Genomic DNA, 14,700 nt, shown 5'->3' on the forward strand with positions numbered 1-14,700 from the left:
AGCTCGCTCGTCGGGCTCATAACCCGAAGGTCGTAGGTTCAAGTCCTGCCTCCGCAACCATAAAAAAATTTGGCGGAATAGCTCAGCTGGCTAGAGCATTCGGTTCATACCCGAAGTGTCGTAGGTTCAAGTCCTATTTCCGCTACCATATGCCTGCCGAAGTGGCGGAACTGGCAGACGCACAGGACTTAAAATCCTGCGGTGGTTAAACACCGTACCGGTTCGATTCCGGTCTTCGGCACCAAAGACTTAAGCTTTTAGCTTAAGTCTTTTTTGCATTTAAAAATATATTTAACTATCATATTAAATGTATTCTTAAATGCAAAAAAAACATATATATTCAGTAATTTATAAATTATGAAAAAATAAATCGCTATAAATTTTTATAATTTATATTTTAACGACAAATTATTTTATAAAAATAAAGAGTGTTAATTTATATGATAAATAAAAATAATATTGTAAAGTGTAGAAGTATCAAACATTTAACTGATAAAAATTAGGAAAAGTTATTTTAAAATAAAAAGGTAAAAATTGGGAAAAGATGTCCTACGAAAAAATAATGTAATGATATTTTATGACATTAATCTTATAGTTATGGTGTTATAATTTAATTACATTATTTGGAAAAAAGGAGGAGAGTACATGCAATATGAATTGAATGTAAATTCATATAAAAAAACAGAGGGAAGTAACAAAACGAAAAAAAACCTTTTTATGAAGATAGAATCTGCAAGGTTATTATTTATATTAATTGGAGGTGTATTACTATCTAGAGTAACTTTATTATTAAGTCAAAATAATGCTACTGGAATCGCTCCTTTTGGTATAGCATATTTAATAGCTATCGGAATGAAAAATAACAGAATTAAAACATTTATTGCTACATTAGGAGTAGGAATTGGATATTTTACAATAAATTCAACATTAGTTAATGGATTTTCTTATATAATAGCGATAGGAATGTTAACGATTTATTATGAGATATTAAATATGGGTGAAAAAAAGAAAAAGATTCTTATAAGTTTTGGCATGGTTTTTCTAAGTTTTTTAATATATGGATTTTTCTTTGGTAAGTATGATATTGGAGTAAATAGTACATTATCACTATTATATACTATGGCTGTAGTGCCAATATATTATATTATAAAATATTCAATATCATGTTTAGAGGAGATTAACACTAATTACTTTTTTGCTTCAGAAGAAATTGTTAGTATTGCAATATTATTTTGTTTATTTGTTGCCGGAATAGGAGGCATATCGATACAAAATTATTCAATGAAAAATATTTTAGCATTAATAGTAGTTTTAGTTATTGCATATATAGGTGGTGCATCATATGGAGCTACAATGGGTGTAGTGATGGGAATAATATTAGGTTGTTCTTCAGAAAATATGATAAGTGCTATAGGATTTTATTCAATTGGTGGTTTGATAGTTGGAATATTTAAGGATACAGGTAAGATATTTTCAATTCTTGCAGGCATAATAATGTATTTTGCATTAGGTTTATATTCAGAAAGCATAACTTTAAAAATGATAGTTGAAGTTTTAACAAGTTCATTAATATTTTTATGTATACCAAAGAAACTTTATAAAGATATTGAGATTGAAATAAATACTGAAAGAAAAAGGGAAAATATAAATCAACTTCACTTAAATGCGTTAAAGGAAGAATTTTCTTTTAAATTAAAGGATTTAACGCAGGTATTGACTCAAGTGTCTAAGACTTTAGATGATGTTGACACTAATAAAAATCTACTAATAAAAAATAAGAGTAGTGCTTTGGTGGAGAGTTTAGCTGATAGGGTATGTATAAATTGTGAAAAAAAGAATTCATGTTGGAAAAGAGATTTTAATAATACATATCATTCTTTTCAAGGTTTAATAAAGAGCTGTGAAGAAAATAATGTACTTTTACCAAAATCTCTAGAAATAAGTTGTGTCAAAGGTTTTACATTGTTAAAAAATGCAGAAGATATTGTTAACAATCATGTAATTAATACAAATATAAAAGAAAAATTAACAGAAGGGAGACAATTAGTATCATCGCATATAAATAATATTGCAATTAAGTTAGAAAATCTTTTAGATGAATTTAAAAGAGAGGTGACTATTTGTGAAGATTTGGAGAGAATAATAAAAAGGGGGTTAAATAAAAATTCTATTGAGTATAGTGATATTTTTTGCTATACAGATAAAAATGGTAGGGTAAAAGTTAAATTAACAATGAAAAAATGTGAAGGAACTAATTATTGTACACAAAAATTGGTACCTATATTAAGTGATATTATGAGAATTCCTGTATGTGTTGCAGGTGATGGTTGTAATATTAATCAAGAGACTAAAACTTGTACTATATTAATAGAAGAAATGCCAAGATATAATGTAATTTCTTATGCTGCAATGGCACCTAAAAATGGTGAAACTCAAACTGGTGATAGTTATAGTTTTGGAAAGGCTATAGATGGTAACTATTTAACTATCTTAAGTGACGGAATGGGGTCAGGTCCAGAAGCCGGCAAGGAGAGTAAGTCAACCGTAGATTTGGTAGAAAAATTTATAGAAGCTGGATTTAATGAAGAAATAACTATTAATACAGTTAATTCTATTATGGGGGTGAAATTTTCAGAAAGTGAGAAATATGCTACCTTAGATTTAAATACGATAGACTTATATAGTGGGGATGCCACATTTGTAAAAATAGGAGCAGTATATAGTTTTATAAAAAGGGGTGAAGAAGTAAGTTTAGTTAATTCTAAAAATTTACCTTTTGGTCTTGTTGATGAGGTAGATTTAGATATTATAAAAGAAGAGCTTATGGCAGGAGATATAGTAGTAAATGTTAGTGATGGTATTTTAGATATAGATAAGTTGAATTCAGGAAATTTTATCTGGTTGCAAGAATATTTAAAAGATTGCTCTGGAGATCCTAGAGAATTATCAGAAAATATACTACAAAAAGCTATTCAGTTAAGTGAGAATGTGCTTAAAGATGATATGACTGTAGTGGTTTCTAAAGTTTATGCTATTTAGCTTGTAAAACTGCTGTATTATTACAGCAGTTTTTGTTAGTTAAATAAGCTGATTTTATTTTAATTATATTTACATTTAAAATAAATATAAGGTATTATAATATATGTTATATAAATAATTAGGAAGTGTTGATTTTGAATAAAAAAGTATTATCTTATATTAATGATAATAAATTAATCCGGAATGGGGATAAAATATTAGTAGCCCTTTCAGGAGGTCCAGATTCTTTATGTCTTTTAAATATTTTAATTGAACTAAAAAATGAGTTAAATATAAAAATAGGTGCTGCTCATTTAAACCATCTTTTGAGAGGTGAAGATGCATTTGAAGACGAAGATTTTGTAAAAAAGGTATGTGAAGAGAATAATATTCCTTGCTATATTAGAAGAGTAGATATAAATAAGTATGCAGCAGAGCATAGATTATCTTCAGAAATGGCAGGGAGAAATGCTAGATATGATTTTTTTCAAGAAATTTTAGAAAGTAAAGATTTTAATAAGATTGCTACAGCTCATAATGCTAATGATCAGGCTGAAACCATTTTATTTAGACTAATAAGAGGTACTGGTCTTGAAGGACTAGGTGGAATTAAGGTATTTAGAGAAAATAAAATAATACGACCTATATTATGTTTATCTAGAAGAGAAGTAGAACAATATATATTAGATAAGAAATTAAATCCTAGAATAGATAAGACAAACTTTGAAAAAATTTATAATAGAAACAAAATAAGATTAGATATTATTCCATATATAAAACAAAATTTTAATGAGGATATAGTTCAGACTTTAAATCGAATGTCTTTATTAATACAAAAGGATAATGCTTTTATTGAGAGATTAGCTTTAAAAGCTTATAATAAATATTGTAATAGAATAAATGATGATTTTTTATTAAATAAAGAGTTATTTAATGAAGATGATGCAATAGTTACAAGAGTAATAAGAAAAGCATTAGTAGAAATTTCTAAATCATGTTATGATTTTGAAATGAAACATATATATGATATTTTAGAACTTTCTAAAAAAGAAACTGGAAAAGTTATAAATTTACCTAAAAGTATTTGTGCTGAAAACATTTATGGTGATATAAGATTAAAAATAAATTTTAAAAATAAATCTATAAGTGATAAAAATGAAATTAAATTAAATAAAAATGATTTACAGGATAAAATAATAGAGTTTAATGGATATAACATTCAAATGTCTATTATTGAAAATACATCAAATAATGAATTAAATTTAAATGAATCTAACTTAATTAAATATTTTAATTTTGATAATATAGATTCGATTATTTCAGTAAGAACTAGATTAGCGGGAGATAAATTTACGCCTTTAGGTATGAGAGGAAAGAAAAAAATAAAAGATATATTTATAGATATGAAAATACCAAAAGAAGATAGAGATAATATTCCGTTAATATGTTTTGATAATAATATTGCATGGATTGCTACTCTAAGAGTAGCAGAAAATTATAAAGTTACCCAAAATACTAAAAATATATTAAAAATAGTGGTTGAAAGAAAGGAATAAGATGATGAGAGAGGATATACAAGAGATATTATTTAGCGAAGAAGCTTTAAATGAAAAAATTAAAGAGATTTCAGGTAGAATAAACAAGGATTATAATGGCAAAGATTTATTAATAGTTGGTATACTTAAAGGATCAGTAGTATTTGCAGCTGAACTAATTAAAAATATATCAATTCCTTGTGAAATAGACTTTATGGCCGTATCGAGTTATGGTAATTCTACAGAAAGTTCTGGAGTTGTAAGAATTTTAAAGGATTTAGATCATAGTATTGAAGGAAAAGATATTCTTTTAGTAGAAGATATAGTAGATAGTGGAGTTACACTGGGCTATTTACTTAAATATTTAAAAGCAAGAAAAGCTAATAGTATAGAAATAGTTTCTTTATTAAATAAATCAGCAAGAAGAAAGATTCAATTAGATGTAAAATACATAGGATTTGAGGTTCCAGATGAGTTTATAGTTGGTTATGGAATTGACTATGCTGAAAAATATAGAAATTTACCTTTTATAGGTATTTTGAAGCCTGAAGTGTATGAAAAATAGATTTTACAATTTATTGTAATAAAAGTATCCCTATGGTAAAATTAAAATCATGTAGAAGAAAGGGGGGCCTTGAATGAAGAAATATTCAAGTGCAGCTTTATGGACAGTAATTTCAATCATGCTTTTTTTAGCATCTGTTGCTATGTGGCAAACAGGTAAAAGTTCGGACAATATACCATATAGTTCGTTTCAACAAAAGTGGAGTGAAAATCAAATAGAGAGCATTGTTGTTAAAGAAGATAAGATGACTGTTGAAGGTAAGACTAGAGATAATAAAAGTTTTGTTACGTATATCCCAGATGAAGTTATCACAACCTTAATTAAAGAAGAACCTAAATCAGATATAAGAATAAGCTTTGAACAACCCTCAAATAGTGGCATGTGGCTTACTACATTAATACCAAGTGTCTTGTTAGTTGTAGTTTTTTTGGTATTTTTATTTGTATTTACTCAACAATCACAAGGTGGTAGCAGTGGAAGAGGCGTAATGAATTTTGGGAAAAGTAAAGCTAAAATGGCTACACCAGATTCACAAAAAGTTACTTTTAAAGATGTTGCAGGTGCAGATGAAGAAAAAGCTGAGTTAGAAGAAATAGTCGATTTCTTAAAAAATCCAGCAAGATATATAGATATAGGTGCAAGAATACCTAAAGGTGTATTATTAGTGGGTCCTCCAGGAACAGGTAAGACTCTACTTGCGAAAGCTGTATCAGGTGAAGCAGGAGTACCTTTCTTTAGTATTTCAGGATCTGATTTTGTAGAGATGTTTGTAGGTGTTGGTGCATCAAGAGTTAGAAGCTTGTTTGAAGATGCCAAGAAAAATGCTCCATGCTTAATTTTTATTGATGAAATTGATGCAGTCGGAAGACAAAGAGGTGCAGGTCTTGGTGGAGGACATGATGAAAGAGAACAAACATTAAATCAACTTCTTGTTGAAATGGATGGTTTTGGTGCTAATGAAGGAATCATAATGATTGCAGCAACTAATAGACCAGATATTTTAGATCCAGCGTTATTAAGACCAGGTAGATTTGATAGACAGGTGCTTGTAGGAATACCAGATGTTAAGGGTAGAGAGCAAATACTTAAGGTTCATACAAAAAAGAAGCCGCTTGAGGAGAATGTTGAATTAAAAGTATTAGCAAAAAGAACACCAGGATTTTCAGGAGCAGATTTAGAGAATTTAGCAAATGAAGCAGCATTACTTGCTGTAAGAAGAGATAAAAAGAAAATTTCAATGCAAGAAATGGAAGAAGCAATAACTAGAGTAATTGCAGGCCCTGAGAAAAAGAGTAGAGTAATAACTGATCATGATAAAAAATTAACAGCATATCATGAAGCAGGTCATGCGGTTGTTATGAAATTATTGCCAAATTCAGATAAGGTTCATGAAATAAGTATAATCCCAAGAGGAAGAGCTGGCGGATATACTATGCAATTACCTAATGAAGACACTTCATATACTTCAAAGTCTAAACTTAAGAATGATATGATAGGTCTTCTAGGAGGCAGAGTTGCTGAAAAATTAATTCTTGGTGATATAAGTACTGGAGCTAAAAATGATATAGATAGAGCAAGTGCAATAGCGAGAAGTATGGTTATGGAATATGGTATGAGTGATAAAATTGGTACTATATCTTATGGTGGAGATAATGACAGTGAAGTCTTCCTAGGAAGAAATTTAGGAAAAGGAAGAAACTTTAGTGAAGAAATCAGTGCTAAGATAGATAAGGAAATAAAAGATTTTATTGATGAAGCATATTCAAAAGCAGAAACTCTATTAAAAGAAAATATGAATAAATTGCATGCAGTTGCAGCTGCTTTACTTGAAAAAGAAAAAATTGAAGGAAAAGAATTTGAAGAGATTTTCCAAAATAATTAAAAATAAGCCTTTAAAAGAGTAAATTCTTTTAAAGGCTTATTTTATTTATATAATAGTGAAATTTTATTTAATTATTTGGATAAAATATAATTATAAATTAGATACTATTCAAATGATACGAACGTTAGCGCACTAAAACAAATAAAGGTTCGAAAAAACTTTTACCTTTAATGGTAAAATGATATAATAGGTTTAATTATTATGTTTTAATAAATAATCAATAAAGAATTAGGGGGATTTTTATGAAAAGTGATATTCAAATTGCTCAAGAAGCTAAGATGGAACCAATAAAAAATATAGCAGAGAAGTTAGGATTATGTGAAGATGATCTTGAATACTATGGTAAATATAAATGCAAAATTTCTTTAAATGTATATGATAAATTAAAGAATAAAGAAGATGGAAAATTAGTTTTAGTTACTGCTATAAATCCTACTCCAGCAGGGGAAGGGAAATCGACTGTAACGGTAGGGCTTGGTCAAGCGTTAAATAAGATGGGGAAAAATGCAGTTATAGCTTTAAGAGAACCTTCTTTAGGACCTGTATTTGGAATAAAAGGTGGGGCAGCCGGTGGAGGATATGCACAAGTAGTTCCTATGGAAGATATTAACCTTCATTTTACTGGGGATATGCATGCAATAACATCAGCAAATAATTTATTATCAGCAGCAATAGATAATCATATACATCAAGGTAATGTTTTAAGAATAGATTCAAGAAGAATAATCTTTAAAAGAGTTATAGATATGAATGATAGAGCATTAAGAAAGATTATTGTAGGGATGGGCGGTAAAATAAATGGTTTCGTTAGAGAAGATGGTTTTACTATAACAGTTGCTTCTGAAATTATGGCGATACTATGCTTAGCTACTAATTTAGAAGATTTAAAAAATAGAATGGGTAATATTTTAGTTGCATATGACTTAGATGGTAATCCTGTTTATGCAAAACAATTAGAAATTCAAGGTGCTATGGCTTTATTAATGAAAGATGCGATTAAGCCAAACTTAGTTCAAACATTAGAAAATACTCCAGCATTAATACATGGTGGACCTTTTGCTAATATAGCTCATGGATGTAACTCTATAATGGCAACTAAATTAGCTTTAAAATTAGGTGATATTGCAATAACAGAAGCTGGATTTGGTGCAGACTTAGGAGCAGAGAAGTTCTTTGATATTAAATGTAGATATGGAAATTTAAAACCATCATGTGTTGTAATAGTAGCGACAATTAGAGCTTTAAAACATCATGGAGGAGTAGCTAAAAATGAATTAAATACTCCTAATGTAGAGGCATTAAAAGAAGGAATAGCTAATTTAGAAAAACAAATAGAAAATATTAAGAAATTTAATGTAGAAGCAGTGGTAGCTATTAATAAGTTTATTACTGATAGTGATGAAGAAATAAAATTTGTAAAAGACTTCTGTGATAAATTAGGAGTAAAGGTTGCGCTTTCTGATGTATGGGCAAAAGGTGGAGAAGGCGGAAGAGAATTAGGAGAAATAGTTTTAGATATTTTAGAAAAAGATAATTTGGATTTTAAAGTAATTTATGATATAGATAAAACTATTGAAGAGAAAGTTTTAACTATAGCAAAAGAAATCTATGGTGCAGATAGTGTTACATATAGTAACGAGGCTAAAAAACAGATAAATGAATTAGTTAAGTTTGGTTTAGATAAACTACCTATATGTATGGCTAAAACACAATATTCATTATCAGATAATCCTAATCTTTTAGCTAAGCCTAAAGGATTTAGTATAACAGTACAAGAAGTAAGAGTATCTAATGGTGCAGGATTTATAGTAGTGCAAACAGGTAATATAATGACAATGCCAGGATTACCAAAGGTTCCAGCAGCAAATAAGATGGATGTACTTAATGATGGAGAAATAATAGGATTATTTTAATTTCTATGAAACCCTTGACAAATTAGCTTGAATTGTTAAAATTAAATTGTTATTTTGGAGTAAATTACTAAATTAAGGCAGCTTTAGGGCTGCTTTTAATATTATTAAGGTGGTGCTTTTAATGATTTTACTTGTTGATGCAGGTAATACAAATATTGTTTTTGGGGTATATAAAGATAAGAAATATATAGCAAGTTGGCGTATTTCAACGGATGGTAATAAGACATCAGATGAATATAGCATACAAATAATGCAATTATTTAATCTAAGTAACCTTAATCCTAAAGATGTAAAAGGAATTATTGTTTCATCAGTAGTTCCCAACATAATGCATTCTTTAGAAAATATGTTAAGAAGATGTTTTTGTGAAGACCCTATAATAGTAGGACCGGGTATAAAAACAGGAATTAATATTAAATATGATAATCCTAAAGAGGTTGGAGCAGATCGAATTGTAAATGCTGTTGCAGCTTTTGAGATCTACAAAAAGCCAGTTATAATTTTAGACTTTGGAACAGCTACAACATTTTGTGCTGTTACAGGAAATGGAGATTACCTAGGTGGATGTATATGTCCAGGTCTTAGAATTGCCTCAGACGCATTATTTGAGAGAGCAGCTAAACTTCCAAGAGTAGAATTAGAAGTGCCAAAGAAAGTAATTTGTAAGAATACTGTATCAAGTATACAATCTGGTGTTTTATTTGGATACATAGGGCAAGTCGAATATATTGTCAAGAAAATGAAAGAAGAAATGAGTAATGGAGAAGAACCTTTTGTTATAGCAACAGGAGGGTTAGCTAACTTAATTGCTAATGAAACTGATGTGATAGATAAAGTAGATTCAGATTTAACTTTAGAAGGCTTAAAGATATTATATGAAAAGAATAAGGAGTAACTTATCAATGAAAATAGGAAATCTAAGCTTTGATAATAGTGTGTTTTTAGCACCTATGGCAGGTGTTACAGATATTTCATTCAGGGGCCTTTGTAAAGAAATGGGTTGTGAACTAGTTTATACAGAAATGGTAAGTGCAAAAGCTTTATATTATGGAAGTGAGAATACTAAAACTCTACTTAGAGTATCTGAAGAAGAATCTCCAGTAGCAGTCCAAATTTTTGGACGTGAACCTGAATTGATGGCAGAAATTTGTGAAAAGTATTTAAATCCAAGAGAAGATATTTGTATTATAGATGTAAATATGGGGTGTCCAGCCCCTAAAATAGTAAAAAATAAAGAGGGTTCTGCACTTATGCTAGAGCCTAATTTAGCTTATGATATTATAAAATCTTTAAAAAAGGTTTCGAATAAGCCTGTAACTGTAAAGTTTAGAAAGGGATATGATGATGAACATATAAATGCAGTTGAATTTGGTAAGGCTATGGAAGAAGCAGGAGCTGATGCTATAGCTGTTCATGGACGTACAAGAAAGCAGATGTATGAAGGCAAGGCAGATTGGAATATAATAAGAGATGTTAAAAATGTCGTATCTATCCCAGTAATAGGAAATGGAGATGTGTTTTCTCCAGAAGATGCATTAGAAATGAGAGAAATTACTAATTGTGATGGGATAATGGTTGCAAGGGGAAGTATGGGAAACCCTTGGATATTTAAGCAAATAGGAGAAGTCTTAAAAGGCAATATAATAGAAGAAATACCTTATAAAGAAAAGATTGAAATGTGCATAAGACATTATGAACTAGCAATCAAAAATGATGGAGAATATAAAGCTATAAGAGAAATGAGGAAGCATGCATCTTGGTATCTTAAAGGACTTCCAAAATCTACTGAAATTAGAAATGAAATTAATAGTCTAAATGATAGTTTAAAAGTAATAGAAATTTTAAATACGTATAAGAATAATATATAGAAAATATTTATGGAATTATTGTAAATATAGAAGAATACATATAGATTAACAATAATCTATGGAGTAAGCAGTCTTATGAAAACTATTTTTTATGTATCTTTAAAGAATGAACCTATTTATAATAAATATACTTATTTAAATAGAATTGTTGACAAAATTAAAATAAAGAAAAATAAAGATATATATATTAAAGAGTTGGATATACGTATAAAGAGAGCACAAATACCAGCTAATGTAAACAAAAATGCTTATAGTGATAATATATCAAGAGCTTTAAAGAGGTATTGTAATAAGGATATTTATTTAAGTTTAAATGGGAATAGAATGTATGATTTAAGATTTATGAGTAAGTTTCAAAAAGATATTATTTCATATAGTATAGTACAAAGTATTAGAATAATTTTAACTAATATGAATAAATCAATTAAAAGTTCTAATATTTTAATTGATGTTGATGATAAGCAATTTATTCATAGTTTACTTGAAGAACTTGCAAAGGAATGTAGAAATGTAGTTCTTTTGACCAAAGATTTGAATAAAATAGATAAAATAAGAGAACATATTATGAGTAACTATGGTTTAGCCATAGAAGTGGTATATAAAGAAGAGGCTATTAAAGATATAGATTTTATCATTACATCTAAAAACAATGAATATATTTGTCCCAATGTGTGGTATATAAATAATTGTTTTATATCTAAGCAAAAAGGAATACATATTAATAATGTACTTTATAAAGTTCCTTGGAATGTATCATTAAAAAATATGCCGCCACAATTAATAGGAGCTCTTGTAAAAAAAGAAAGAAATAAAACAATTTCGGAAATATTAAACAGTAATGAAATTACATTAGAATCGATAAGAAATAATAATATTGAAATTGATTTAGTCAGGTAGTCAGTTTGTTGACATATATGATAGGCTGATTTATAATTAGTTAAATGATTTTGAGTAAAATGCCTGTTTTAGGCATATAAATATAAAAAATGAAGGTTATTGAAGGGGAGCAAGATATGAGCGAAACAAAACAATATGTAATGACATATGAAGGTGTTAAAAAACTAGAAAATGAATTAGAATATTTAAAAACAGTTAAAAGAAAAGAGATAACTGAAAAGATAAAAGTCGCATTAGGATATGGTGATCTAAGCGAAAATTCTGAATATGATGAAGCTAAAAACGATCAAGCATTTACAGAAGGAAAAATTCTTCAATTAGAAAATATGTTAAAGAATGCTGTAGTTGTTGATGAATCAGATATTCCAAGCGATATAGTAGCAGTTGGATCAAAAGTTAAAGTTAAAGATTATGATTTTGATGAAGAAGTTGAATACTCAATTGTAGGTTCAGCAGAAGCTGATCCTATGAATTTTAAAATATCAAATGAATCACCAGTTGGAAAAGCTTTAGTAGGCAAGAAGATTGGTGATATGGTAGAAGTTGTAGTTCCTGATGGAATAAGTAAGTTTGAAATATTAGATATAAAAAGAAGCTAACAGGAACTAAGAGTAAAAAAGCGGTTAACGGAGGGATAATATGTCAACTGAGGAAATTAATATTCAAGAATTGGAATCTCAGTATAATGAGCAAGAGGCGTTAAGAAGAGCTAAATTAGCTGAACTACAAAAGATGGGTAAGGATCCATTTGATGTATATAAAGTAGAAAGAACTCATACATCTTTACAGGTAAAAGATAATTATGAGACTTTAGAAGGTAAGATTGTAACAGTTGCAGGAAGAATAATGTCTAAAAGAGGACAGGGAAAAGTAGTATTTTCAGATATATATGATATAGATGGAAAAATGCAATTGTTTATAAAAATTGATGCTGTAGGAGAAGAAAACTTAAAATCTTATAAGACTTATGATCTTGGAGATTGGGTTTCTGCAACAGGAGAAGTATTTAAAACTAAAACAGGAGAAGTTTCTGTTAAAGTTCAAAACTTTGAATTACTATGTAAATCATTAAAACCATTACCAGAAAAATGGCATGGATTAAAAGATCCAGATTTAAGATATAGACAAAGAGAAGTTGATATAATAACAAACTCTGAAGTTAAGGATACTTTTATAAAAAGAAGTAAGATTATTTCAGGAATAAGAGAGTTTTTAGATAATAAGGGATTTTTAGAAGTGGAAACACCAATTCTTGCACAAATTGCAGGAGGTGCTGCAGCTAAACCATTTATTACTCATCATAATACATTAGATATTGATATGTACTTAAGAATTGCGACAGAATTATATCTTAAGAGATTAGTTGTAGCTGGATTTGAAAAAGTATATGAAATAGGAAGAAACTTTAGAAACGAAGGTATGTCAGTTAGACATAATCCAGAGTTTACTGCTATCGAATTATATGAAGCATATTCTGATTATAATGATATGATGGAAATAACAGAAAATATGGTTGCATATGTTTGTGAAAAAGTAAATGGAACTACAAAGGTTACTTACCAAGGAACAGAAATAGACTTTAAGCCACCATGGAGAAGAGTAACTATGGTTGACGCTGTTAAAGAACATGCAGGTGTAGATTTTACTGCAATAAAGTCTGATGAAGAAGCTCAAGCTATAGCAAAAGAAAAACATTTAGAGTTTGCAAAACCTTTAAATACAGTAACAAAAGGTGAAGTATTAAATGCTTTATATGAAGAGTTCGGTGAAGCTAATATGATTCAACCTACATTTGTTATGGATTATCCAGTTGAAATATCACCTCTTACTAAGAAAAAGAGAGGAAATGAAGCATTTACTGAAAGATTTGAAGGATTTGTATTTGGTAGAGAGCTTTGTAATGCTTATTCAGAATTAAATGATCCTATAGTTCAAAGACAAAGATTTGAACAACAAGCTAAAGAAAGAGAACTTGGTGATGATGAAGCATATATGCTAGATGAACAATTTATGAGTGCTCTTGAAACAGGTATGCCTCCAACAGGGGGAATGGGAATGGGTATAGATAGACTTATTATGTTCTTAACTGATTCAGCATCTATTAGAGACGTCATTTTATTCCCAACAATGAAACCACAAAATTAATTTATATTAATTTTGTTCGCAAATATCGAGTAATTGTTTTAAAAAAACAATTTACTCGATATTTTTTTTGATTTTTTTCAAAAAAGGGTTGCAATAATATAAAAACCTGTTATAATAATAAGAGTAATGACGTTCCGCGATAGCTCAATGGTGGAGCACTCGGCTGTTAACCGATAGGTTGGAGGTTCGAGTCCTCTTCGCGGAGCCATTTTTTTATTTAGGAGTTTTGTAAGAATAGATACTGTCTGTTGTTACAAAACTCTTTTTATTTTATAAGTAAATTAAAAAAAGTTAAACTTTGAATGTTTTATAAAATCTAAGATTTAAAAGGTATTTTTAGATTGTTAATCGAAATAATATTGATTATATATTTAATCTTTATTTTGAAGATTATAAAAACAATTTTTATAGATTGCGTCTATTAAAAGTTAGAGTTTAGATTTAAATAATAAAAGATTATTTAATTAAAGATAATATTTATATAATCTATAACAAGCCAAGAATGGTTTGTATGTATATATTGTGATTATACAGGACTTACAATTTATATGTTTAAGTTGTAATATAAAACTTTAAAAAATTAGTACAATAAGAATTAGTGCTTTAATACATTATATAGTATGATTAATGGTAATTTTATTAAATAAATTATAAGTTATAGTTATAATTTAATCGAAATAAAAAAAGTTTGGATTTTTTCAAAAAAGGGGTTGCAATAATATAAAAACCTGCTATAATAGTAAAAGTAATGACGTTCCGCGATAGCTCAATGGTGGAGCACTCGGCTGTTAACCGATAGGTTGGAGGTTCGAGTCCTCTTCGCGGAGCCATTTTTTTATTTAAGAGTTTTGTAAGAACAGATACTGTCTGTTGATAC

10 protein-coding genes and 4 tRNA genes are annotated in these 14,700 nt (G+C 28.6%); all 14 read left to right on the forward strand.

Annotated elements, in window-relative coordinates; translation table 11 throughout:
• Window positions 1–71: 71 nt before the first annotated feature.
• The 14 genes from ACYUET_RS18720 (at window position 72) to ACYUET_RS18785 (ending at window position 14,653) form a co-directional block, all read left to right on the forward strand.
• Window positions 72–148: transfer RNA gene (locus ACYUET_RS18720), tRNA-Met, on the forward strand.
• Between the two features lie 7 nt (window positions 149–155).
• Window positions 156–244, forward strand: a tRNA-Leu gene (locus tag ACYUET_RS18725).
• Window positions 245–645: 401 nt separating this feature from the next.
• Window positions 646–3,039, forward strand: coding sequence for a stage II sporulation protein E (spoIIE, locus tag ACYUET_RS18730; RefSeq protein WP_460282149.1), 2,394 nt, complete (start codon window positions 646–648; stop codon window positions 3,037–3,039).
• A 134-nt stretch (window positions 3,040–3,173) separates the two neighbouring features.
• Window positions 3,174–4,574: a tRNA lysidine(34) synthetase TilS gene (gene tilS, locus ACYUET_RS18735; protein WP_460282150.1), complete on the forward strand. Its 1,401-nt coding sequence runs from the start codon at window positions 3,174–3,176 to the stop codon at window positions 4,572–4,574.
• A gap of 4 nt (window positions 4,575–4,578) precedes the next feature.
• Window positions 4,579–5,118 carry a hypoxanthine phosphoribosyltransferase gene (hpt, locus tag ACYUET_RS18740; protein ID WP_460282165.1) on the forward strand — a complete coding sequence of 180 codons (540 nt, stop codon included), beginning with the start codon at window positions 4,579–4,581 and terminating at the stop codon, window positions 5,116–5,118.
• Between the two features lie 73 nt (window positions 5,119–5,191).
• Window positions 5,192–7,000 (forward strand): ATP-dependent zinc metalloprotease FtsH, encoded by a 1,809-nt coding sequence (gene ftsH, locus ACYUET_RS18745; RefSeq protein WP_460282152.1) that lies wholly within the window; start codon window positions 5,192–5,194, stop codon window positions 6,998–7,000.
• Window positions 7,001–7,242: 242 nt separating this feature from the next.
• Window positions 7,243–8,913 carry a formate--tetrahydrofolate ligase gene (locus tag ACYUET_RS18750; protein ID WP_460282154.1) on the forward strand — a complete coding sequence of 557 codons (1,671 nt, stop codon included), beginning with the start codon at window positions 7,243–7,245 and terminating at the stop codon, window positions 8,911–8,913.
• Window positions 8,914–9,034: 121 nt separating this feature from the next.
• On the forward strand, window positions 9,035–9,808 hold the full coding sequence (locus tag ACYUET_RS18755; RefSeq protein ID WP_460282156.1) for a type III pantothenate kinase: 774 nt from the start codon (window positions 9,035–9,037) through the stop codon (window positions 9,806–9,808).
• 7 nt (window positions 9,809–9,815) lie between these two features.
• Window positions 9,816–10,781, forward strand: coding sequence for a tRNA dihydrouridine synthase DusB (gene dusB, locus ACYUET_RS18760; protein WP_460282158.1), 966 nt, complete (start codon window positions 9,816–9,818; stop codon window positions 10,779–10,781).
• Window positions 10,782–10,856: 75 nt separating this feature from the next.
• Complete coding sequence (locus tag ACYUET_RS18765) at window positions 10,857–11,678, forward strand: hypothetical protein (RefSeq protein WP_460282160.1); 822 nt, start codon at window positions 10,857–10,859, stop codon at window positions 11,676–11,678.
• 116 nt (window positions 11,679–11,794) lie between these two features.
• Window positions 11,795–12,277 carry a transcription elongation factor GreA gene (gene greA / locus ACYUET_RS18770; protein ID WP_460282162.1) on the forward strand — a complete coding sequence of 161 codons (483 nt, stop codon included), beginning with the start codon at window positions 11,795–11,797 and terminating at the stop codon, window positions 12,275–12,277.
• 40 nt (window positions 12,278–12,317) lie between these two features.
• Window positions 12,318–13,823 (forward strand): lysine--tRNA ligase, encoded by a 1,506-nt coding sequence (lysS, locus tag ACYUET_RS18775; protein ID WP_460282163.1) that lies wholly within the window; start codon window positions 12,318–12,320, stop codon window positions 13,821–13,823.
• A 133-nt stretch (window positions 13,824–13,956) separates the two neighbouring features.
• Window positions 13,957–14,031, forward strand: a tRNA-Asn gene (locus tag ACYUET_RS18780).
• A gap of 547 nt (window positions 14,032–14,578) precedes the next feature.
• Window positions 14,579–14,653: transfer RNA gene (locus ACYUET_RS18785), tRNA-Asn, on the forward strand.
• Window positions 14,654–14,700 lie beyond the last annotated feature (47 nt).

It is taken from the genome of Clostridium sp. CTA-5, assembly GCF_054768135.1.

What these genes read in the sequence shown, in the direction of transcription:
- lysS (WP_460282163.1), top strand. Translation starts at nt 12,318, where the DNA reads ATGTCAACTGAGGAAATTAATATTCAAGAATTGGAATCTCAGTATAAT.
- ACYUET_RS18750 (WP_460282154.1), top strand. Translation starts at nt 7,243, where the DNA reads ATGAAAAGTGATATTCAAATTGCTCAAGAAGCTAAGATGGAACCAATA.
- dusB (WP_460282158.1), top strand. Translation starts at nt 9,816, where the DNA reads ATGAAAATAGGAAATCTAAGCTTTGATAATAGTGTGTTTTTAGCACCT.
- greA (WP_460282162.1), top strand. Translation starts at nt 11,795, where the DNA reads ATGAGCGAAACAAAACAATATGTAATGACATATGAAGGTGTTAAAAAA.
- ftsH (WP_460282152.1), top strand. Translation starts at nt 5,192, where the DNA reads ATGAAGAAATATTCAAGTGCAGCTTTATGGACAGTAATTTCAATCATG.
- spoIIE (WP_460282149.1), top strand. Translation starts at nt 646, where the DNA reads ATGCAATATGAATTGAATGTAAATTCATATAAAAAAACAGAGGGAAGT.
- ACYUET_RS18765 (WP_460282160.1), top strand. Translation starts at nt 10,857, where the DNA reads ATGAAAACTATTTTTTATGTATCTTTAAAGAATGAACCTATTTATAAT.
- hpt (WP_460282165.1), top strand. Translation starts at nt 4,579, where the DNA reads ATGAGAGAGGATATACAAGAGATATTATTTAGCGAAGAAGCTTTAAAT.
- ACYUET_RS18755 (WP_460282156.1), top strand. Translation starts at nt 9,035, where the DNA reads ATGATTTTACTTGTTGATGCAGGTAATACAAATATTGTTTTTGGGGTA.